19 protein-coding genes are annotated in these 21599 nt (G+C 68.1%); 10 read left to right on the forward strand and 9 right to left on the reverse strand.

Going from position 1 to position 21599, the window contains the following annotated elements; all coding sequences use genetic code 11:
* Positions 1–146: 146 nt before the first annotated feature.
* A complete protein-coding gene (locus tag H489_RS23625; RefSeq protein WP_017886145.1) occupies positions 147–2570 on the forward strand; it encodes an excinuclease ABC subunit UvrA in 2424 nt (807 codons plus the stop codon).
* A gap of 54 nt (positions 2571–2624) precedes the next feature.
* Here H489_RS23625 and H489_RS38065 read toward each other — a convergent pair whose 3' ends face one another.
* From H489_RS38065 to H489_RS23635, 3 genes are all read right to left on the reverse strand, one after another.
* Positions 2625–2780 carry a hypothetical protein gene (locus H489_RS38065; protein WP_017886146.1) on the reverse strand — a complete coding sequence of 52 codons (156 nt, stop codon included), beginning with the start codon at positions 2778–2780 and terminating at the stop codon, positions 2625–2627.
* Positions 2781–3015: 235 nt separating this feature from the next.
* On the reverse strand, positions 3016–3723 hold the full coding sequence (gene mtnN, locus H489_RS23630; protein WP_017886147.1) for a 5'-methylthioadenosine/S-adenosylhomocysteine nucleosidase: 708 nt from the start codon (positions 3721–3723) through the stop codon (positions 3016–3018).
* 57 nt (positions 3724–3780) lie between these two features.
* Complete coding sequence (locus H489_RS23635; RefSeq protein ID WP_017886148.1) at positions 3781–4707, reverse strand: serine hydrolase domain-containing protein; 927 nt, start codon at positions 4705–4707, stop codon at positions 3781–3783.
* A 65-nt stretch (positions 4708–4772) separates the two neighbouring features.
* Here H489_RS23635 and H489_RS23640 point away from each other — a divergent pair, with 65 nt between their 5' ends.
* From H489_RS23640 to H489_RS23655, 4 genes are all read left to right on the forward strand, one after another.
* Positions 4773–5105 (forward strand): hypothetical protein, encoded by a 333-nt coding sequence (locus H489_RS23640; RefSeq protein WP_017886149.1) that lies wholly within the window; start codon positions 4773–4775, stop codon positions 5103–5105.
* 107 nt (positions 5106–5212) lie between these two features.
* Entirely contained in the window at positions 5213–6340 is a 1128-nt protein-coding gene (locus H489_RS23645) for an NAD(P)/FAD-dependent oxidoreductase (RefSeq protein WP_031259274.1), read from the forward strand.
* Positions 6340–7362: an arsenic resistance protein gene (locus tag H489_RS23650; RefSeq protein ID WP_162243005.1), complete on the forward strand. Its 1023-nt coding sequence runs from the start codon at positions 6340–6342 to the stop codon at positions 7360–7362. Before H489_RS23645 ends, H489_RS23650 begins: the two co-directional genes overlap by 1 nt.
* Positions 7359–7550: a hypothetical protein gene (locus H489_RS23655; RefSeq protein ID WP_017886152.1), complete on the forward strand. Its 192-nt coding sequence runs from the start codon at positions 7359–7361 to the stop codon at positions 7548–7550. Before H489_RS23650 ends, H489_RS23655 begins: the two co-directional genes overlap by 4 nt.
* A 121-nt stretch (positions 7551–7671) precedes the next feature.
* Here the strand turns inward: H489_RS23655 and H489_RS23660 are convergent, their stop codons facing one another.
* Complete coding sequence (locus tag H489_RS23660; protein WP_017886153.1) at positions 7672–8274, reverse strand: TetR/AcrR family transcriptional regulator; 603 nt, start codon at positions 8272–8274, stop codon at positions 7672–7674.
* Between the two features lie 154 nt (positions 8275–8428).
* On the opposite strand from H489_RS23660, the gene H489_RS23665 reads away from it, so the two are divergent.
* The 4 genes from H489_RS23665 to H489_RS23680 all read left to right on the forward strand — a co-directional run bounded on the left by H489_RS23665 (position 8429) and on the right by H489_RS23680 (position 12343).
* Positions 8429–9355: an alpha/beta hydrolase family protein gene (locus H489_RS23665; RefSeq protein ID WP_040419100.1), complete on the forward strand. Its 927-nt coding sequence runs from the start codon at positions 8429–8431 to the stop codon at positions 9353–9355.
* On the forward strand, positions 9352–10329 hold the full coding sequence (locus H489_RS23670; RefSeq protein ID WP_017886155.1) for an SDR family NAD(P)-dependent oxidoreductase: 978 nt from the start codon (positions 9352–9354) through the stop codon (positions 10327–10329). The genes H489_RS23665 and H489_RS23670 overlap by 4 nt, the downstream gene beginning before the upstream one ends.
* A gap of 61 nt (positions 10330–10390) precedes the next feature.
* Positions 10391–10846, forward strand: coding sequence for a GNAT family N-acetyltransferase (locus H489_RS23675; RefSeq protein ID WP_152427159.1), 456 nt, complete (start codon positions 10391–10393; stop codon positions 10844–10846).
* A 30-nt stretch (positions 10847–10876) separates the two neighbouring features.
* Positions 10877–12343 (forward strand): SDR family oxidoreductase, encoded by a 1467-nt coding sequence (locus H489_RS23680; protein ID WP_017886157.1) that lies wholly within the window; start codon positions 10877–10879, stop codon positions 12341–12343.
* Positions 12344–12834: 491 nt separating this feature from the next.
* Here H489_RS23680 and H489_RS23685 read toward each other — a convergent pair whose 3' ends face one another.
* Positions 12835–14292, reverse strand: a complete 1458-nt coding sequence (locus H489_RS23685) for a hypothetical protein (protein ID WP_152427160.1) — start codon at positions 14290–14292, stop codon at positions 12835–12837.
* A 311-nt stretch (positions 14293–14603) separates the two neighbouring features.
* Between H489_RS23685 and H489_RS0118400 the strand changes: the two genes are divergently transcribed.
* Complete coding sequence (locus H489_RS0118400; protein ID WP_152427161.1) at positions 14604–15707, forward strand: hypothetical protein; 1104 nt, start codon at positions 14604–14606, stop codon at positions 15705–15707.
* A gap of 70 nt (positions 15708–15777) precedes the next feature.
* On the opposite strand, the gene H489_RS23690 is transcribed toward H489_RS0118400, so the two are convergent.
* The 4 genes from H489_RS23690 to H489_RS23695 form a co-directional block, all read right to left on the reverse strand.
* Positions 15778–16734: a P-loop ATPase, Sll1717 family gene (locus H489_RS23690; protein WP_017886160.1), complete on the reverse strand. Its 957-nt coding sequence runs from the start codon at positions 16732–16734 to the stop codon at positions 15778–15780.
* A gap of 6 nt (positions 16735–16740) precedes the next feature.
* Positions 16741–17214 carry a hypothetical protein gene (locus H489_RS37610; protein ID WP_152427162.1) on the reverse strand — a complete coding sequence of 158 codons (474 nt, stop codon included), beginning with the start codon at positions 17212–17214 and terminating at the stop codon, positions 16741–16743.
* Positions 17215–17572: 358 nt separating this feature from the next.
* Positions 17573–17674, reverse strand: a complete 102-nt coding sequence (locus H489_RS38725; protein ID WP_268743725.1) for a DUF5131 family protein — start codon at positions 17672–17674, stop codon at positions 17573–17575.
* 132 nt (positions 17675–17806) lie between these two features.
* Positions 17807–21583, reverse strand: a complete 3777-nt coding sequence (locus H489_RS23695) for a hypothetical protein (RefSeq protein ID WP_152427163.1) — start codon at positions 21581–21583, stop codon at positions 17807–17809.
* Between the last annotated feature and the right edge of the window lie 16 nt (positions 21584–21599).

Consider the following 21599-nt stretch of genomic DNA (forward strand, 5'->3'; position numbering starts at 1 on the left):
CAAGTAACACCCCCGCACCACCGCAACACCAGCACCACGCACGACACGGAGAGTCGCTCCGCCGATCAGGGCGGAGCGGCTCTTCGTCGTTCCCGGTTCCGCCGGCGGCACTGCTTCTCCCAGTGGCCGAGCCTACGATCGAGCGAATGCCCGCTCCTCGCTCGACCAAGACCGACGACCGACCCGGGCCGGACGACTTCATCCGCGTCCGTGGTGCCCGCGAGAACAACCTGCGCGACGTCGACGTGGACATCCCCCGCGACCGGATCGTCGCGTTCACCGGCGTCTCCGGGTCCGGCAAGTCCTCGCTCGCCTTCGGCACCGTCTTCGCCGAGGCCCAGCGCCGGTTCCTGGAGTCCGTGGCCCCGTACGCACGGCGCCTGATCGCGCAGGGCTCGACCCCGCACGTCGACTCGATCACCGGACTCCCGCCCGCCGTCGCCCTGCAGCAGCGTCGCGGCGCCCCGAGTTCCCGCTCCACCGTGGGCACCATGACCACGCTGTCGAACTCGATGCGCATGCTCTACTCGCGCGCCGGTACCTACCCGTCCGGCGCGGACCGGCTCGAGTCGGACTCCTTCTCGCCGAACACCGTCGCCGGAGCCTGCCCCCGGTGCCACGGCATCGGGACCGCGCACGAGGTCACCGAGGCCTCGGCCGTGCACGATCCGTCGTTGAGCATCCGCGACGGTGCGATCACCGCGTGGCCCGGTGCGTGGCAGGGCAAGAACCTGCGGGACGTCACCGCGGTGCTCGGCTACGACATCGAGCGCCCGTGGCGTGAGCTGTCGCGTGAGGACCGTGACTGGCTGCTCTTCACCGAGGAACAGCCCGTCGTGCAGGTGCAGCCGAAGCGCGACCGCGTGGCGAAGCCCTACAAGGGCCGGTTCTGGAGCGCCCGCCAGTTCGTGCTGCACACCCTCGCCGACTCGCAGAGCGAGACGCAGCGCAAGAAGGTGCTGCAGTTCGTCGAGTCCGGCCCGTGCGGGCTGTGCGGCGGAACGGGTCTGACCCGTGCGGCTCTCGCGGTCACGATCGGCGGCCACTCGATCGCCGAGCTGAACGCCCTGCCGCTGACCGGCCTGGCCGACGTCCTGCGCCCGATCGCCAGCATCACCGACGCGGCAGCGGCGACGTCACGGGCGTCGTCCGGCGAGCACACCGAGGTCGCCGTGGCGATCTCCCGCGACCTGCTGACCCGCGTCGACGTCCTGGTCGGCCTGGGGCTCGGCTACCTCGCGCTCGACCGCGCCACGCCGACGCTCTCCCCCGGTGAGAGCCAGCGACTGCGGATCGCGACGCAGCTGCGCTCCGGCCTGTTCGGCGTCGTCTACGTGCTCGACGAACCGAGTGCCGGACTGCACCCCGCCGACGCCGAGTCGCTCGTCGACGTCCTCGACGACCTGCGCGCCGGCGGCAACAGTGTCTTCGTCGTCGAGCACGACATGAGCATCGTGCGCCGAGCCGACTGGATCGTCGACGTCGGCCCCCGGGCGGGCAGCGGCGGTGGCACGGTCCTGTACAGCGGACCGGTCGCCGGCCTGGCCGAGGTCGAGGCCTCGGTCACCCGCCGCTTCCTGGAACCCCGGCAGCCGACCGTGGATCGCGCCGTCCGCGCCCCGATCGGCACGCTCGAGCTCCGTGACCTCACCCTGCACAACCTGCGGGGGCTCGACGTCGACCTGCCGCTCGGTGTCATGACCGCGGTCACCGGGGTGAGTGGCTCGGGCAAGTCGTCGCTCGTGGGTGGTGTCCTGCCCGGGGTCGCCACGTCGCACCCGATCGTCGACCGGGTCGTGCAGGTCGACCAGAAGCCGATCGGCCGCACACCCCGCTCGAACCTGGCCACCTACACGGGCCTGTTCGACGCGGTCCGGGCCGCCTTCGCCCAGACCGACGAAGCCAAGGCCCGCGGCTGGGGCGCCGGACGGTTCTCGTTCAACGTCGCCGGCGGCCGGTGCGAGGTCTGCCAGGGCGAAGGGTCGGTGTCCGTCGAACTGCTCTTCCTGCCCGGCAGCTGGGCCCCGTGCCCCGAGTGCCACGGCTCCCGGTACACCGCCGAGACGCTCGAGGTCCGGTGGAACGGGGCGTCCATCGCCGACGTCCTCGGCATGACCGTCGACGAAGCGGCGCCGTTCCTGGCGCCGCTGCCCGCAGCCGGGCGCGGACTCGAGACCCTGCGCGAGGTCGGGCTCGGCTACCTGCGCCTCGGTCAGCCCGCCCCGGAGCTGTCCGGCGGCGAGGCGCAGCGCATCAAGCTCGCGACCGAACTGCAGCGCGCGCGGACCGGGCACACCCTGTACCTGCTCGACGAGCCCACCACCGGCTTGCACCCGGCCGACGTCGAGCTGCTGACCGCCCAGCTCGCCCGCCTGACCGACACGGGCAACACCGTCGTCGTGGTGGAGCACGCGATGGACGTCGTCGCGAGTGCCGACCACGTCATCGACATGGGCCCGTCCGGCGGTGTCGAGGGTGGCCAGGTGGTCGCCTCCGGCACGCCAGCCGAGGTCGCCGCTTCGACCACCAGCCGGACCGCGCCGTACCTGCGGGACCAGCTCGGTCGCTGACGCAGAAGTGCCCGCCAGGATCGCTCCTGACGGGCACTTCGTCGCTGCCGCTGGTTACCGCTGGACCGCTTCCGGCGCGTCGTCGCGGAAGAAGTCGCTGCCGCTGTGCGTGTAGCCGACCTCACCCGTCCGACGCCACTGCTTGCGGACGCGCTTGAAGGTGGTGATGCGTGCTGGTTCGACGCTCTCGTCGCTCGTGTAGGCGCTCATGGCTGATCTCCCTGTGTGATTAACCGTGGTTCCTCGGCCCCCCGAGATGGAGGCTAACGAGCGGTTTCCACCCGGGTTCGCGATCCGTCCCGGAACGTCCGTCGAACGCAGTTCCGCCCGCGGGATGGCCGCGGAACGCGGCTCACGCGACCCACGGGGACGGACGGGAGGCCCGGATCACCGCCGGCAGACCGGCGGGGGCGAGTCGCGCCTCCAGACCGGTGCCCGGGTCGGCTCAGGAACGCAGGCCGAGCACCAGATCGTGGACCACGCGCGCTGCGCGCGCCGCGGCGTCGTCCAGGTGCTCACGGAACTCGGCACCGTCCGGCGCGCAGAGGTCGCTGATGCACCGGACCGACACGAACGGCATGTCGTGCACGTGGGCGAACTGCGCGATCGCCGCCGACTCCATGTCGACCGCGGCCACCTCGGGGAACGCGACCCGGAGAGTGCGGGCGCGGCCCTCGGTGACGAAGACCTCGCTGGACCCGATCGTCGCCGGCCGCAGTGGCCACGCGATGTCGGCCCCCATGGCGAGCTCGACGAGCCGGGCGTCCGGCGCGTAGCCGGTCGGCATGCCGGGGACCTGGCCCAGGGCGTAGCCGAACGCCGTGGCGTCGGCGTTGAGGTTGACGTACCGGTCACCGACCAGGACGTCACCGATGGCGACACCGTGCATGAGCCCGCCGGCGGTCCCGACGCTGATCACCGGGATGCCCGGGCCGAAGTCGTGGAAGCCGTGGGCGACCGCGGCCGTGGCGTTCGTGAAACCGATGCCGCTGCGGCGCACGACGACCGTGGCGCCGCCGATGTCGAGCAGCTGGTGCGGGTCGTGGCCACCGACGGGGCCGTCGAGCACGGGGACACCGCCGAAGAGGTCGGCGAAGGCCGAGACCTCTTCGCTCATGGCCGCGATGATGATCGCGACGGGTTGCTGCTGCACTGACCGATCCTCCCACGCCGGGCGCGCTCGGACGTGCAGGTCGGGCCGTCGGAACCGCTAGGGGCGGGGGACCTGCCGGGACAGCTCGTCGGCGACGAAGGCGGCGAGCGCGTCGGCGCCGGGGTGGTCGTCGGCGGTGACGGTGACGACGGTGCCGGTGCCGGTGTCGCCCTCGGTCTGGTCGAACAGGAGCATCTGGCCGTACGCACCGTGCAGCCGCCAGAGCCGCCCGGGGCCACCCCACCCGGCCATGGCGTACCGCTCGTAGCCGGGGCCGGTGCCCTCGCGCTCGACCCAGTCGGTGTGCATCGCGTCGCACCACCGCGCGCTGACGATCCGCTGTCCGTCGACCATCCCGCGGTTGCGGATCAGGCGTCCGAGGCGGGCGATTTCCTCGGTGCGGAGCGCCAGCCCCTCACCGCCGGCGACGAACCCGTTCGGGCAGCGTTGCCAATCGACGTCCTGGATGCCGAGCGGCACGAACAGCCGCTCGGAGACGAACGCACCGACGTCGCCGACCCGGGTCTCGAGCACGCGCATCGCGGTGTAGGTGCTGGCGTTCGCGTACTGGAACACCCGGCCGCGGGACGGTCGCCGCAGGAACTCGGCAGCCAGGTCCGGCCAGTCCGTCAGCTCGGTCGCCGACCAGGGCATGTCGATCCCGCTGGTCATGGTGAGCAGGTGGCGGAGGGTGACCCGGTCGACGCCGTCGCCGAGGGCGAGGCCGGTGCCGGTCAGGTACCCGGCGATCGGTTCGTCGACGTCGACCAGGCCGTCGTCGGCGGCGATGCCGGCGGCCAGGACGCAGACGCCCTTGGCGACGGAGCGGACCTCGCGTCGGACGTCGGGGGTCCAGCGGTGCTCGGCGACGTCGTCGGTGTCCGTCGCCCCGGTCCGCGTGCGCACGTGGATGCCGTGTGCGGCGAACCCCGTCGCGTCGACGTGGGCGACGACGGCGTCGAGGATGGTCGCGGCGGTGTGCACACCCCATCCTCTCGTGTCCGAGCGGCTGCGGGCACGGGCAGGGTCCGCCGCGTACCGTCCGGCTCGTGTCCGACGAACAGCCCCGCCGCCCCGATCCCACCCGCGTCGGCGACCAGCCCGCGCTCCGCACGGCCTCGGGCTCGAACTGGCTCGTGTGGGGCGCCGTCACGGCCGTGATCGTCGCCGCCGTGATGGTGCTCATGGCGATCCGGGCGCCGGCGATCGGCTGGCCCGCCCTGGTGCTCGTGGCCCTGTTGTTCGTGACGATGGTCGTGGTGCGAGCCGCCGTCCGGCCGAAACGGGCCCGACTCGTCACCCTGGCCGTCATCGACCTCGGCATCGTGGTCGTCGGGCTGGTGGCGACCCTGGCGGTGCTGTACTCGTCGCCCGTCGGCTGATGCCACGATGGCATGTTGATAACGGTTCTCACTAAGATGGTGCGCATCGGCCACCGCACGGTGGCCGTTCCACCGACGCAGCCACAGCTGCTGGGAAGACCGACCCCATGCCAGCACCACACCCCACCGAGACCCTCGATGCCCTCGTGGTCGGAGCCGGACCGGCCGGCATCGGCACCGGCCTGGCGCTCCACGCCGTCGACGGCCTGCTGTTCGGCGTCGTCGACCGCGGCGTCGTCGGGGACACGTTCCAGCGATGGCCGGAGCACCAGCGGTTCCTGACACCGTCCTTCACCGGCAACGGGTTCGGCTCCACCGACCTCAACGCGGTCCACCCGCGCACCTCACCCGCCTACAGCCTGGCGACGGACTACCCGTCGGGGCCGGAGTACGCCCGGTACCTGCGTGGCGTCGTCGCCGCCTTCCACCTGCCGACCCTGCCGGACACCGAGGTCGAGGACATCGAGCCGGACGACGACGGCTTCCGCGTGGCCACCAGCCGCGGCCCCGTCGTCGCCCGGAACGTGGTCTGGGCCGGCGGCGAGTTCTCGGACCCGACCCTGCCCCGCTGCGCCGGTACGTCGCTCGGAGTACACGCCTCCGCCGAGGCAGCCTGGGTGGCACGGCCCGGGCACGTGGTGGTCGTGGGCGGGTTCGAGTCCGGTATCGACCTGGCGTGCCACCACGTCGAACAGGGGGCGACGGTGACGGTCGTCGACCCGTCCCACCCCTGGGACGCCGGCAGCGGATCGGACCCGTCGTTCCGACTCGCCCCGCGGACCCGCCAGCGGCTCGCCGTCGCGCGGGCCAGCGGACGCCTCACCCTGGTCGACGACGGCCAGGTCACCGGCATCAAGCGGTCCGGCGACGGTTTCTCCGTCGGGGTCGCCGGACGAACGGCCCTGGTGGCGGACGCACCGCCGATCCTCGCCACCGGGTACGGGCCGGGGCTCGGGCCGGCCGCGAGCCTGTTCGACACCCGCGCGGACGGCTGGCCGCTGCTCACCGAGGACGACGAGTCGACCACCACGCCCGGGCTGTTCCTGGCCGGCACAGCGCTCCGGCACGGTGGGCTGCAGTTCTGCTTCGTGTACAAGTTCCGGCAGCGGTTCGCCCACGTCGCCCGCGTCATCGGCGAACGGGCCGGACGTGACTGCGGTGCGCTGCAGGAGTGGGACGACGCCGGGATGCTCACCGACGACCTGAGCTGCTGCGGTGTCGAATGCGCGTGCTGATGCCGGCACAGCGGCCCGCCCGCCCCGCCGGTGCACGACTCTGGGCCACCCCCGCGATCGTCGGCGGTGCCATCTTGCTCGGGTCGGTGATCGGCGGCGTCTCGCCGTCGAGCGGTGACGCCATGGGCTCCGTGGTGGACCTGCTGGTGATCACCCTGGTCGTCGCCCTGTTCGTCGACGTCCCGCTCCACCGCCTGCCCCGGACACCGGGCGCGTGGAAGGTCATCGGCATCGCCTGGAGCATGAACTTCCTGCTCGCCCCGCTCGTCGCCTTCCTGCTGACCCGCGTGGCCCTGCCCGGCCACCCGGCCGTCCAACTCGGCGTGATGCTGTACTTCCTGGCGCCCTGCACCGACTGGTTCCTGGCGTTCACCCGCCTGAGCGACGGTGACACCGCCGTGGGCGCGACCCTGCTGCCGATCAACATGGTCACCCAGCTGCTCCTGTTCCCGGTGTGGATCACGGTCCTCGGCGGCAACGCCGGCATCGATGCCGTGGGAACCGTCGGCACCCTGCTGCAGTGGTTCGTCCTGCCCGTCGCGATCGCCGTGGCGATCCGCCTCGGCATCGCACTGCTGCCGACCGGCACTCGAGCCCGCGCCGCGGCGCTGCCCGGCCGGGCGATCCCGTGGATCGTCGGGGCGATGGTCGCCGGCCTCTTCGCCTCGCACATCCGGCTGCTGCTGGCGAACCTGCCGGTGTTCGTCGCCGTGCTGGGGTGCGCAGTGGTGTTCTTCGCCGTCATGTACGTCGCCGCCGAGTCCGCGTCACGCCTCGCCGCCCTGTCGTACCCGAGGACAGCACTGCTCGCGATGACGACGGCGGCCCGCAACGCGCCCCTGATGATCGGGCTGACGAGCGCCGCGCTCCCCCACCAGCCCCTGGTCACCACGGCGATCGTGGTCGGGATGCTCGTCGAGTTCCCGCACCTGCTCGCGGTGCGGCACCTGCTGCTGCGTCGGCGACGTGGTCAGCGCACCGGGCGACGCCTGCGCGGCACCGCAGCTTGGGGGCACCCGTGACGCACCGGGTCCGGCTCGTCGTCGTGCCGACCGAGCGGCGGGTGATCGAGACCGAGCACGACGACCGGCGGACGGCGCTCCTGCTCGCGCTGGGCCAGGTGCCCCTCGGGTACACGGTCACCGACGTCGACGTGCTGCCGGAGCACGAGGACACCGAGCACGACCCCGCGGAGCCGGGCCGACGCTGAGCGGGGCGCTCCGACGGCGCTGGTACGGCCCGAGACGGTCACGATGCCGGACGGGAGGCCCGTGACGGGCCCGCACCGCGCCTCCAGTCCGGTGCCGGTCGCGACCGGTGCACGTGGCCGGCTACGCGCTGTCGGTCACCGTCGGCTGCGCCTGCCGCAGCCCGGTGACCAGGAGGGTCACGATCGTCCGGACGTCGTAGTCGGGGTCCTGGGGACTCCACGCCACCAGGTCACCGACGGCCCGGAGCAGCTGGTACGGCGGGGTCGGTGCGGCCACCTCGCCGGACGCCCGCGCGGCGTCGAGCAGTCGGCCGAGCACGGGCACGAGCTCGTCGACGAACAGGGTGTGCAGCGCCGTGAAGCCGTCGGCGTCGCCCTCCCAGACGCGCGCCAGACCGTGCTTGGTGCCGAGGAAGTCGACGAACTGGTGCACCCAGCGCAGCAGGGCGGCGAACGGTGTCGGCTCCGAGCCGAGCAGCGCCGGCCCCGCGTCGACCAGGGCCTCGATCTGGTGCCGGTAGACGGCGACGACCAGGTCCGAACGGGTCGGGAAGTGCCGGTAGAGCGTGCCCACTCCGACCCCAGCGGCGGTGGCGACCTCGCGCACCGGTGCACCGACGCCCGAGGCGGCGAAGACCCCGGCAGCGGCGTCGAGGATCGTGCGCTCGTTGCGCTCCACGTCGCGACGGCGACGCGGCGCGGGGTCGGTCGACGGGGTGCTCATGCCTCGATCATCGCACGACACCGACGCGATGCGGAACAGCGCTCCGCTTCCCCTTGCAATCCGGATCGCTGTTCCGTATCGTTCCGGAACGTCGCTCCGTTTCGGACGACAGTCGCTCCGTCCGCGGGCGACACGGCATCCCGGAAAGGCCCCCATGGCACCCACAGCACCCCGACCACAGGTCATCAGCGTGCGCCCCGTCACACTCCCCGCACCCTCGCGCGGTCAGGACCTCGAGGTCCGGATCACGGCACCGACGACCGGCACGGACCTGCCCGTCATCGTCTTCGCCCACGGCTTCGGCCAGTCCATGACCGGCGGCGACCCCCTGGTCGACCACTGGACCGCGAACGGCTTCGTCGTCGTCCAACCGACGTTCCTCGACGCGAAGTCCTACGGGCTGACGCTCGACGACCCGCGCTACCCGACCATCTGGCGGACGCGGGTCGACGACCTCGAGCGCGTGCTCGACGACCTCGACCAGATCATCGACGCGGTCCCCGGCCTGAGCGGGCGCGTCGACACCGCACGCCTCGCCGCGGTCGGACACTCGTGGGGCGGACAGTCCGTGGGCATGCTGCTCGGGGCCCGCGTCCTGGACGCCGACGGACAGCCGGGCGAGGACCGGACCGACCACCGCGTGCGCGCCGGGGTCCTGCTGTCCACCACCGGGATCGCGCGCGGCGACCTCGTGCCGTTCGCGCAGGAGCACTTCGCGTTCATGAGCCCCGACTTCAGCCAGCTGCACACCCCGTCACTCGTCGTCGCCGGCGACCACGACCAGTCCCAGCTCTCGACGCGAGGCCCGGACTGGTTCACCGACGTCTACCACCTGAGCCCCGGCGCGCGGCACCTGGTGACACTCCACGGCGGCGAGCACCTGCTCGGCGGGATCCAGGACTACGAGTCGACCGCCACCACCGACGAGAGCCCCGAGCGTGTGGACCTCGTCCGCCAGACCACGACGGCGTTCCTCCGGACCGCGCTCGGCCTCGACCCCGACGCGTGGTCGGCGATCGCCGACGCCGTCGGCCCTGCCACCGCCGCCGGCCACATCGAATCGAAGGAGCACCACTCGTGATCACCGACCAGCACCCCCTGCCCAGCGGCTTCACCGCCGCGTCCACCGCCGCCGACGTCCTGCACGGCGTCGACCTGACCGGCCGGAACGTCGTCGTGACCGGCGGCCACAGCCGCCTCGGCCGCGAGACCAGCCGCGCCCTCGCGGCGGCCGGCGCCGACGTCACCGTCGCCTCCCGTGACGTCGACCGGGCATCCGCAGCAGTCGCCCACATCCCGGGCATCCGCGTCGAGGCCCTCGACCTCACCGACCCGTCGTCGGTCGACGCCTTCGCCGCGCGCTGGTCGGCCTCCAGCCGCCCGCTGCACATGCTCGTGAACAGTGCTGCGATGCTCTTCACCCCGGACCGCCGGCTCGACGGCCGCGGCAACGAACTGGCGTTCTCGACGACGCACCTCGGGCACTTCCAGCTCACGCGGGCGCTCCTCCCCGCCCTCCTGGAGGCCCGTGGTGCGCGGGTCCTGACCGTCACCTCCGGTGCGGCGCGGTTCGGGCAGATCCGGTGGGACGACCTGACGTTCACCCACGGGTACGACCCGGTCACCGCGTACGGGCAGTCGAAGCGCGCCAACGTCCTGTTCACGGTGGAGCTCGACCGCCGGTACGCCGGCCAAGGCATCCGTGCCTTCGCCGCGCACCCGGGCGTCATCATCGGACCCGGCCCGCACGACGCCTCGCAGATCGCTTCGTACCGGGAGCAGGGACTGGTCGACGACCACGGGGTGACCGTCATCGACCCCGAGGTCGGCAAGAAGACCGTCGAGCAGGGCGCAGCCACGCTCGTGTTCGGTGCCGCGAGCCTGCTGCTCGACGGCGTCGGCGGGGTCTACCTGAAGGACAGCGACGTCGCCGTGATCGACGACCGGGTCCTGCCCCTCACCGCGGACCGCATCCCGTCGAACGCGAACTCGGCCATGCTCGACGCCGGCGACGCGCGCCGGCTGTGGGAGGTCAGCGAGGGACTCCTGGCCTGATCGCCGTGGGCCGGGTGCCTCGTCTGCTCACTGTTCTCGTCGTCCTCGCTACTGTGTGACGGTGCTGACCGTGCGGATCGAGAGCCCCCGGCAGGACGACGTCCTGCACCTGCTGCAGCAGGGCGACGACTACGGACTGAGCCTCTACCCGGCCGAGAACTACCACGCCCTGGACGTCGACGACCTGGACCAGCCCGACGTCGCGTTCCTGGTGGCGCGTGAGGACGGCACCGCCCTCGGCACGGTGGCGCTCGTCGACGCCGGCGACGGCACCGGCGAGGTCAAGCGCATGTTCGTGAGCGACGCCGCGCGTGGGCTCGGCGTGGGGACGCGGCTGCTCGACGCCCTGCACGACCGTGCCCGCGCGGTCGGCATCGGGACCGTCCGGCTCGAGACCGGCCTGCCGCAGGCCGCGGCCATCGCGCTCTACCGGAAGGCCGGGTACGCGGACATCCCCCGGTTCGGCCCGTACGTCGACGACCCGACGAGCGTGTGCATGGAGCGGCAGCTCGTCTGATCGACGCTGCCTCCCGACGTAGGATCGCGTGTGAGCTCCGAGCACCCCGAACCCAGCGGCATCGACCCCGACGACCTGACCGTCGCGCTCCGGGTGCTCGAGCAGCTGCCGTCGATCGACGAGACGCACCCGGACTTCATCCGGGTGCGCCAGGCCACCGCGAAGATGTTCAAGGCCGTCAAGCGTGCGCACCGGCTCGAGAAGCGCGGCGTCATCGCCGAGGCCGACCGCCGGGTGATCGCCGCCACCGCCACCGGGGCCGCCGACCGGATCGACGACGAGACCCGCGGCGTCCCGATCAGCGCCTCGACCGCGTCGACCACCGCGGGCACGCTGCTGAAGTCGCGCCCCTGCTACATGTGCAAGCAGCACTACACGGTCGTCGACGCGTTCTACCACCAGCTCTGCCCGGCGTGCGCCCGCATGAGCCACGCGAAGCGCGACGCCCGGACGGACCTGACCGGCAAGCGGGCGCTGCTCACCGGTGGCCGCGCGAAGATCGGCATGTACATCGCGCTCCGGCTCCTGCGCGACGGGGCCCACACCACCATCACCACGCGGTTCCCCCGCGACGCGGTGCGCCGGTTCGCGAGCCTGCCCGACTCCGCCGACTGGATGGACCGCCTGAAGGTCGTCGGCATCGACCTGCGCGACCCCGCCCAAGTGATCGGGCTCGCCGAGGACGTGGCCGCCTCCGGCCCCCTCGACATCCTGATCAACAACGCCACGCAGACCGTGCGCCGGTCGACCGGCGCCTACCAGCCGCTCGTCGACGCGGAACTCGCGCCGCTGCCCGACGGACCGCTGCCCGAACTCGTGACCTTCGGGCACACGAACGACCAGCACCCGCTGGCGCTCGCCCGTTCAGTTGCCGCGCACCCGATCCTCGCGGCCGCCGCAGCCCGCGCCGACGAGCTGACCGAGCAGGCGATGGCGCCGGGATCGAGCTCGCTCGAACGGCTCGCCCTGGGCACCGCCATCGACGCCGGTGGCCTGGTCCCCGACCTGCACGACGAGAACTCGTGGACCCAGCAGGTCGACGAGGTCGACCCGCTCGAGATGCTCGAGGTCCAGCTGGCCAACACCACCGCGCCGTTCATCCTGATCTCGAAGCTCCGCCCCGCGATGGCCGCGAGCACGGGACGCCGCACCTACGTGGTGAACGTCAGCGCCATGGAAGGGGTGTTCGGCCGCGCGTACAAGGGGCCGGGTCACCCGCACACGAACATGGCGAAGGCCGCCGTGAACATGCTCACCCGCACGAGTGCGCAGGAGATGTTCGAGACGGACAACATCCTGATGACGAGCGTCGACACCGGGTGGATCACCGACGAACGGCCGCACCCCACGAAGGTCCGGCTCGCCGAAGAGGGCTTCCACGCGCCGCTCGATCTGGTCGACGGGGCAGCCCGTGTCTACGACCCGATCGTCCGGGGTGAAGCGGGCGAGGACGTGTTCGGTGTCTTCCTGAAGGACTACGCGCCGAGCTCGTGGTGACGAGCGACTGACCGGTTCGGTTCCGTCAGTGCTTCGACGGAGCGCTGTCGACCTGCGGCAGGACCGCGCCGAAACGGACCACGAAGTCGCGCAACACGTCGTCGTCGCGTGGCTGCTTCGACGCCGAGAAGCGGTGTTCCGTCTATTCTCGGATGCCAGTAGTGGCGCGGATCCCCGATCCCTGTAACGACGGGCGTTCCACGGGTTTCGGGGATCTGTTCAACGGGCCCCCGGCCCGCCCCGTTCTGTCGATCGCGGCTGCCCACTGCGCACGTAGATGCAGCAGACTGCGCCGACACCAACGACAGCCCCAGCGTCAAGACCCGTGAGTACGAAGCCAGCCGCGGCGCCGAGACTCGTCCGGAAAACACCATGCTCGCGGGGTGAAGGTTCCGCGCAAAAATGGCAACCGCCTCCGCGCCGGCGTCCCCAACGTCATGGCCTCATACAAATAGGGCAAACGGCTCGCGTCTGACCTGCAGCGCAACCAATCAGGGGCGAACGGTGATGACCTTGTCAGTGGGCAGCTCGCCAGCAGCGTTGCCCTTCACGTATGAGGCGATCCAGATCATCTTCGTGAGCACGTTCCCGGCCTCGTCCCGACCGAGCGACGGGTACGGCTGGTGTCGCCAGTGGCCGCGCACGCTCCAGGCTGGCCGGTCCTCGAGGTTGCTTGGGTCGTCGTGCCGGTATACCTGGGCATGATCAGTTCCCGCCTTCACACGAACCACCACCAGATCGCCCGCCCTGGCACCGTCGCGGCCGCCTTGGGCGCCGACCTGCCGATCCGATTCGGTCACGTCCCCCTGCGCCATGAGCGCCCAGACGGCCGCCAGGAGCTTTTGCTCTGGTCGGGTCTCGTCCCAGACAGGTACGAACGGCAATCGGCCGGAGAGTCGGTCTCCAACCTCCTTGGCGTCGTTCCCGCGTCCTGCAGCGAAGGTGCGCATCCGCCAGACGACTTCGCCTTGTCGATACCAGACCGCTCGGACGTGCCGCTCTGTCCCGTCAGGGCGGTGCATGATCACCGGTCGGGCGAAGACCCAAAGCCCATTGATGTGCACCGGCACGGGGTCGAGCTGCTCGTCACCGTCCAGGCTGTCAACGGCGAGCTGCAGCAACTCCTCGTGGAGCAGGAACGACTCCTCCGGCCTGTCTCGCGGTGCGCTCACGCTGCGCACCAGATGTGGCACATCCGTCGGTACGAACGTCTGCCCTCGACGCGCGAGGCGCGCCGGCGGACCACCGAGCGGGCGCATCGTCACCGGGATCTCGGCCAGAGTGCTCGCATGAAGGAACGGCCCCTGCGTGTTCTTCCGCGCGGCCTTCAAGGACTGGTGGAACCAGGCATGTTGTGACCGCACATCGATGACGACGAACACGTTCCCTGGGATCAATCCCCGTTCGCGATACCGACGGTCGAGCAGCCGCAGCGGCTCGACCAACCTCGTACGACTGACACCGCTGCCCGCCGGAGGCGACCAACGTTCGCCCCGCAATGTGCAGAGGCCGTATTCCGGGTCTTGAACGACCTCGTGGAAGATGACCACGGGCTCCTCGATCGCCACGCTGCTGCTAAGGAGCTCGTCGTAGAAGCCCGGGATCATGTCTCGGATCGCCGCGTCACGCTCGGCCAACATGACATTGCGCGGCATTGGCCGCACAACACCCCGCGGCTTAGCCCCCACTTTCTTCACTGGGGGCGTCTTCACTGGACGCGCTAGCTCATGGGTGGGCGGCGTCGATGATGATGCTGCTGGCTGCGGCGCGATCCCCGGCTCCGACAAAGGTCGTGACCCGAGTGCACGTCGGAGCCTGGTAGCGGTCTCCTCGTCGATCCGCTGCTCCGGCGCGCTGATTGTCGATCCCAACTCCCGCAGCACCCTCAGGGCGGTGATCGCGTCGACGCCAGCTTCTTGCGCGACCTGGAAGACGTGTGGATTCCCCATGTTCCGATCATTGCGCAGACCGAGGACACTCCGCTCGCCACGGCCGAGACTCTTTTGTCGACGTTCCCTGCGCCGACGACGACCTGACGATCGAGGAGCTGCCTCGGCCGCCGTTACGCGAGTTGAAGCGCCGGAAGGCCGCACCGATCGTAGACGCGGATGCAGCGGCACCTAGCCCCACATCGCGCGTCAGGTCGCGGCTCAGCTCCATAACCATGCCCGCGTCGTCGTCGGACCCACGCTGCTTCACACGGCGGCTCCGCGGCTCCGGCGCTGCCGTCCTGCTGCTTTCCCCTCTTATGCTGATGATCATGTCGGACGCTCGCTTTTTCCTGGTATGGCCGAAGGACCTGTTCCGTTGGGAAGCTCGACGCGTCGGCCGACTACCCGAAGCCGAAGTCACAGGTGGAATCGTCCGCCTTCTTGAGGAAGCGTTCGAGGACGCAGCGGTCGTCGACTCGTTCCGGGACCGCATGACAACGCCCCCAGACATTTGGGGGGTACCGACTGGGGTCGATCGTTCGCGAGAGTGGCTCCGACACCTCGCTGCTGACGAATCGAGACTCCTACCGTTCGTGTCACCGCAGTACTACGCCGAACGGGAGGGCCACACGACCTCACCCGACAACCCTTTCGATAGCCTCGGCGTGCAATTCGCGACGTTACTTACTGACATGCAAGACCAGGGGTACTTCCCAGTCGCCCTGCCACGCTACTGCGTTGACAACAACACGAACTGGTACGAGGTCAACGAACGGGTCCGACGAGCGATTCACATGCCATTCAGTTGGGACGGGGCAGCGGCGGACGGCGAGCAATGGGACGAACCACTGCTCCTGTCCCTGATTGAGTACTTTCACGACCACGCCCAAAGGCCGAGGGTAACGGGCTACATCCACGACTACGGCGACTGCGGACCGCACTTTGACCTGCACAGCGCCGAGTCTGGCGGTGCAGTGTACCGATGGCGTGTGAACGAGCTCCTCGACCGGCACAAGACAGGGCTGCAGCTCGGCCGCCACGGCGTTGAGCGAGGTCGTCTGCTGCATCGCCTAGGTACGCCGTTGGATGTCGCGGTGGACAACCGAGCTGCTGCCGGGATTGAAGATACAACCGACGAAGTAGCACACGGTATCCGGAGCTTCCGAGCGCGAGGTGCCACTGTCACGCAAAAGAAATCGGCGCTGGCATTGCTTGCCGGTGCCCTCGAGCATCGAAGGGGTGCTGTCAAAGCGGTCCTGAAGAAGGACGAAGCCGATCTCTTTAGGATCGCGAACCAGTTCGGAATACGTCATCGCCGTGCGGATCAGCAGATCGACTACGGCGATGAATTTCTCGATTACATGTTCAGCGCGTTCATCTCAGCCATCATGCTGATGGAAGCGCTGGAGCAACGACCAGCCCCCGGGCCTTGACCACCGCTCCCGGTGATCGGGCCCCGTGCGGAGCCCCCCCCCCTGCATTAGATCTGCTTTATCCGCCTAGTCAGCGCCATGGACGGTTCCACGCGCGAGTCAGGGCGTCGTGGAGTAGGAACTCGTACCGAGTACTGAACCCCGCCCCAGACACCCGCCGAAAGACAAAGTCCGTGTACCCCCCGTTGCGTACTGCGATACCGCCGACTTCAAACATCTGTTTGAGGAGCTTCTTGATATCAGCCGGGTCAAGTTCGCCGTCCAGCTCGGTTCTCAGGTAATCGAACGTAAAGAACCGCTTCGGCGCGGTTCGCAGTGCCTCCTTGAAAGAAGCGATCTCTCTGGCCCGTGATGATGGCAGAATACCCGCCAGGTTATCAAAGATCTCACCGACGAAGTACTCCTCGGCGTAGGCGCGTACTGCATTTACGTCCGCCTGCTGAGTGACGCCCTTGTTTCCCTTATAGAAGCGTTGAACGTAGCTCATGAGAGCAACGGCGTCCCGGGGAAGGAGTCGCGTGTTATCTAAGAAGTACTCAGCAAGGTCCGTGTGAGGTCCGATCGCAATCGGAGCCTTAAAGTACTGGTTGACTACGTTGCGGACGACCGGACGGGCGACGCTCGCCTTACTACTGAGCAGCTGCCAGAGGTGGTTGTTTGCTCCGATGCCACGAGCGTGCCAGTCAAGGTAGATCGCTTTGGATTTAACCTTGTTTACATTAGGCCCAGGTAGCACGTCTATTATGTCGGACCGCATCGCCGCGGCGACGGTGATGGGCTGCTGTTGCTGCGCCATTTCAGTGTTTATCGAGTACACGGCCTGTACGAGGCCTGCAAGCGAAGTCCACTCGTCGTCCGCTTCGAAGAAGAAGGAGTCGAGTCCATCCAGCGCGATTATGTGCCGGCTCTCCGTGCGCACCTCGCTCAATACGTTCTTGATATGCGCACTCGCCTCAAGCGGCGTGATCACACCCGACTCGTAGCTACGCTCCGCTCCGAAGATCTTCGCGTCGAACTTCAGCGTCATGGACGATCAATTGACGACTCGAGACGTCCAGCTGCCGCTGAGCAAACCTTCCTTTCGTAGACCCTTGACCATCGCACCAAAGGCTGGTGGTGCAGTCAACCCTTGGTCTTCGGCGAGCGATCCGACGATGTGCAAGAGGAGCAGGAACTCCCATGCCGCCTGGGAGCGAGATGCTCCTGCGGTCTGGCCCATTGGTATGCGGGTCACATCGTTCACGGGGAAGCCACCAAGGTCCCACGCACTGAAGAACCGCCGCGCATCATCTCGCCAGGTGAGCCTGATGTTCTCGAGCACTGCGGACTTCCCAGAGCCTTTCGGGCCGAGCAGTACCCAGACACCGCCTGTCTGAAGCCCGTAGGCCGCCTCACGGAAGTCGTAGTACCCCTGCGTCAACAATTCGGGCGTCTCTGATGCTTCCTGGCTTGCATCAATCTCCCCGAAGTGGAGTTCGTTGAAGTTCGGAAGGGACGAATTGGGCACAACCTGAGATTACATGACGCGCTCTCAGATCCCCAGCGACGGACTGGCGGCGTCAGCACACTCACTGCCTGCCGTCGTCGCGTAACGGCTCAGCCACCCGCACCGATAAGAGGTGTTCGGTCTATTCGCACAGGCCAGCAGTGGCGCGGATCGCGGATCCCAGCAACAACGGGCGTTCCACGGGTTTCGGGATCTGTTCCACGAGGTCGAGCCCCGGCTCGATGCAGCAGGACCTCAGCGGTAGCTAAGCCCGCACCTCGCCGCGTTCGCCGCGCCTGAAGGCAAGAGGGTACCCATCCCACAACCGACCATCGAGCTCACGACCGTTCTGCTTGGGCGTGCGACCGCCCCACTGCTTTCAGAAGAACGGGACGTTGGCGGTCAGACACTGGTCTCGGATGGCGCGCACCCACTCCGCCTGCATCTCGCGATGGCGCGGCCCTGACTCACCGCCAGCGATGACCTAATCAATGTAGTTGAGGGGGAGGTCTGGGAACGCCGCTATCAGCGGCTCGCAGGAGAGGAACCGGACCGTAGCTGGAACTTGGGCGAGGTCTGCTACGCGGTCTAGAATGTTCGGTTCTGTCGTTAGCTAAAAGTCGAGCCCCTCGAGGAAACGACGAGCCTCTTCGTCATTACGACGTCCTTCGTCGCGATACGAATCCGCTATCTCTCGGAGCGCACCAGCGGTCCGCGGATGTGTAGCGTCAATTAGATCGGCCCTGGCTTCGAACTCAGCTGCCAGGTCAAACTCTTGTTTGCCGCCATCAGTCATTCCCCTTGAGGTCACCCCCCGCATGTTGTGCACCCCGACCACAAATCCGCGCTCCATCTGATCACTCGGCGCTACCTCAAGCACATCCCGTACGGCGCGCGTAGGAAATGTCCCGTCCGGGTCCGTTGGGGAATGGGCCAAGACCTCGCCAATCTGCGACTCGCCAATGTCGCGACGGTCACTTTCTGTGAGGAGCGCTCGCGCTGACTCGAGCCAGCTTCTAAGCGCAGCCGCGTTCACATTCCCGTTTGCGTCCGTGCCGGGCACGACGCGCCACTCGTGCAACAAGCGCCACGCATTTGACGCGAGGGCCGTGTCGACCTCTCGAGGTTCGTCGTCACCGCTCGGAGTCGCCGGCTTAAACGCCAGCTCTAGGATTTCAACGAACCACTGAGGATCTTGCGCGAGGAGTCGCTGTAGCGACGTGGCCCCGCCTTCGAAGTGAAGCAGAGGAAGGAACTTCCATTCGAGACGCGCCACCTCTCTCTCATCGATACTTCGTGAGCGCAGGAACTCGAGAAGCCGAGAGACGTCATGCTCTGACACGCGTCCAGATTCTGGGTCGCCGGGCCGGTATTGCGTCAGTGCATCGACCACGATTCGTTCAGCGTCATCGACCGCGAGCCTCTCGACGTAGAGACTGAGGGTGTCCACAGCCATGGCAACGCGACCGTGGAGCAATAGTTGGCGAGCGACTTCACTGGTGTGACCGAAATCAGCTCCTCGGCCATAAGGGACGAATTCTGCCCAGTACGCGGCGTCGACCGCGTCGTCAAGATCTGCCAGCGCCGCCCACGCCTGGCTCACATCCTCGACTGTCTGGAGCAACCGCGCTTGCGCCAAAGGACGCCCATCGAGCCTCTCCATCCAAGCGACCACTCCGCTCATCCCCCGGTCAAAGCGGGCGCGCGCGAACGCGTCTGCGAATGTTGCGCGGGCTTGAATTTCGCTGTCCAACTCGTCAAGCGCAATGTCATCGTGCTTCCGATCGACGCGAGCCGCCGCGAAGCCTAGCGCTGACGGCATGGCTACATTTGCGGAGAGATCCATCAGTCGGTGGAAGCCTTCGGCTTCGATGATGCGGCTGACCGCGTCTTCCCTAAGCCGCTCGAGTTCTTGCTCGTAAGCGTCATAACCGTCGCCGATCGAAATGCCGATGTCCGGCGTCCAGCTGTCGAACAACCACTTGTATCGCTCGGCCGCGCTAGACGGTGCGAGCCGAGCGGCCGCATCTGCGAGCGGCTCCAGCCACTCTTCCGCTAGAGACCACTCAGAGTCGGAGAACTGACGGTGCTTGCGCACGAAGTCTTCGATCGCATCCCAAAGTAGAACGGACTCAGACGAGTCGATCTCTTCCCTTCGGAGGGTGCTGAGTGCCTCAATTGCCGATCGCTTGGCGCGATCGGGCAACCGATCAAACACGCCGACGACTTCGGCCCAGCGCTTCGGGTTGCCGGTCGTCCCATGTATGACCCGCTCAGCAATAGCCTCGACCGACTTATAGATGTCCGGCAAGTTGAGTTCTCTGTTCGCCCCTCGCGCCCACTCCCGGAAACGCGGCTTGTGAGACTCCATTGCCACTTCTGATGGCCGGGGAAGCAAATCCAGCAAGATCGCCCAGGTGACGGCCTCGTGACGAAGAAGGAGCGAGTCGAGCACAAGCAGGCGCGTCTCCGCGGACGCGCTCGTCTGCGGTAGCCATGGCCTGAATACTCCATGGAGACTCGTCGTGGGACGGTTGCTCAGCTTCCCGCCCGGGTCGATCTCGGCGAGAGAAGCGAGCACCTCTGCCGCGAACCCCACATGCCGACTTGACCAGGCCACGCTCTCAAGTCCCCAGAGCAGCCCCGTGTGCGGGCTGCTCGCTTGCCAAGCATCCGTCTGATCCTGGAAGAACCTCAGCGCTAAAGGTGCAGGCCCAGCGGTCGCTTCAGCAACCGCTCGGAGAAATACATCTGGCGCGGCCTCGGCGAGCAACGGGAGGACATCCGACATCGACGCCCAAAGCTGCGCCGATGCATCCTCGTTCGCTCGGACAACGAGGTTCCGGACGACTCGCTCAGCCCACTGGCGCGCGGAACGACCTCCAGCGAGCCGGACTTCGTCTCCACGGCTCCCAAGGAGCGCTACGGACCTTGCTAGGCCACTCCGGAGATCGGTTGAGTGAACTCGCGTCTTGCCGTAGACCGCGGCGCTCCAGCGATCCTCGAGAGGCAGTTCGAGTCGTGGGTCAACAGCACCAAGAACGGTCTGCACCGCAATTTCGAGTCTTTCGAGGTCGCCCTCACGAACGCTGAGGCGGGCTGTGCGCCAGGATTCCTCGGGCGCAGCGACGGCCCAAGTTGCTCCAACCCGGGTGAAGATCGGATCGGCCTGACGCGCCAGCCCTTCCAGTAGCTCCGCCAGGTGAGACTGGCTCTCATCGGCAAGCGCCTCTACGACCTCCACGTCGCCACTCCGATGCTGGTTCCACGCCCCCGCGAGCCAGAGCCGCCTTATCGTCGGCGCCGCCAGGTCAGATGCCCATTGATCGGGGTCCACTTGTCCGAAGGGCCTGGCCACGCGCTGAAGAGCGAGCAAGCTCTTCGTGCCAGCGCGCACAAAGCGATCGATGTTCTCATCGGGAACCCCCGTTTCCCGTAAAGCCGCACGCAACGCCAGGTGATCATGCGGGGGTAGTTCGATGTGCGCATCACCCTCAGTTACCACAAACACAACGTGGTGATTCTCTACGAGATTCGCCTCGCGCTGTAGTTGCTCCTCATAAGGAAGGAGAATCAGAAGACTCGAGGTCTTGTCGAGCCGTCGCAGCGATGTTCCGTCGTGCACCAACAACGATCGCGAGAGCATCGGCTCAGCAGCGTCAGGGGCCTGCGCCATCATGGCGCAGGCAGCGAAGGCCAATCCATCGTCCACACTTGCGGCTCGGATGAGGGTGCGACCCACGTCGACGGCGAGTCGCCTCAGCAGCTCTGCTGCCCTGTCCTCTCGACCGGCGAGGACGACGCTTGCGGTCAGCCGCGGATCGAATCCGCCCGAGAACCGACGCCACCAGTCCTCAATCGTCGCGACCCCGCCCGCCGGCATATCGAGAAGCTCGGACAGCCAGATCCGAACTGCAGCAGATTCTTCAAGCGCCTGCTCGAGATCATCCGCGTCGAGGACTCGCACGTCTCGCCACTCGCCTTCGGCGCGACGCGCTTCCTCCCACTCCCTCTTCCTCGGCCAGCGCCGCGGAGTAACAAATACGAACGTCGTGGTCGACTTGTCTACCCCGAGCGAGTCGGCGGTCCGCGCCTCGTAGTCACTTCTTGCCTTCGAAGCGGGATCTTTGTTCGTCCCCATCTCCCAGACACTCGCACCGTCGGGCACGAATGACGTTCCGCGTGTCGCTTCGACGGTGCCGTCGTAACCCGGCAGACCCACGCCTTCTCCGCCGCGCATCTCGACCCGCTGAACTTGGTCGTTCTCATGACGGATCAACCGACGGACCAGGCGCGGAAGATCCGCCTGCGCCGATCGCTGGTCAGCCCATCGAACAAGGTCTGTACCGTCCGCCAAGTGCGGCGAACCCCCGTCTGCCGTCATCTCCACGCCCTCCTCGTCGCAA

This window comes from Curtobacterium flaccumfaciens UCD-AKU (assembly GCF_000349565.1).
Taxonomy (GTDB): Bacteria; Actinomycetota; Actinomycetes; order Actinomycetales; family Microbacteriaceae; genus Curtobacterium; species Curtobacterium poinsettiae.

What these genes read in the sequence shown, in the direction of transcription:
- H489_RS23625 (WP_017886145.1), top strand. Translation starts at nt 147, where the DNA reads ATGCCCGCTCCTCGCTCGACCAAGACCGACGACCGACCCGGGCCGGAC.
- H489_RS38065 (WP_017886146.1), bottom strand. Translation starts at nt 2,780, where the DNA reads ATGAGCGCCTACACGAGCGACGAGAGCGTCGAACCAGCACGCATCACC.
- H489_RS23645 (WP_031259274.1), top strand. Translation starts at nt 5,213, where the DNA reads ATGCCAGCACCACACCCCACCGAGACCCTCGATGCCCTCGTGGTCGGA.
- H489_RS23650 (WP_162243005.1), top strand. Translation starts at nt 6,340, where the DNA reads ATGCCGGCACAGCGGCCCGCCCGCCCCGCCGGTGCACGACTCTGGGCC.
- H489_RS23660 (WP_017886153.1), bottom strand. Translation starts at nt 8,274, where the DNA reads ATGAGCACCCCGTCGACCGACCCCGCGCCGCGTCGCCGTCGCGACGTG.
- H489_RS23665 (WP_040419100.1), top strand. Translation starts at nt 8,429, where the DNA reads ATGGCACCCACAGCACCCCGACCACAGGTCATCAGCGTGCGCCCCGTC.
- H489_RS23685 (WP_152427160.1), bottom strand. Translation starts at nt 14,292, where the DNA reads ATGGGGAATCCACACGTCTTCCAGGTCGCGCAAGAAGCTGGCGTCGAC.
- H489_RS0118400 (WP_152427161.1), top strand. Translation starts at nt 14,604, where the DNA reads ATGTCGGACGCTCGCTTTTTCCTGGTATGGCCGAAGGACCTGTTCCGT.
- H489_RS23690 (WP_017886160.1), bottom strand. Translation starts at nt 16,734, where the DNA reads ATGACGCTGAAGTTCGACGCGAAGATCTTCGGAGCGGAGCGTAGCTAC.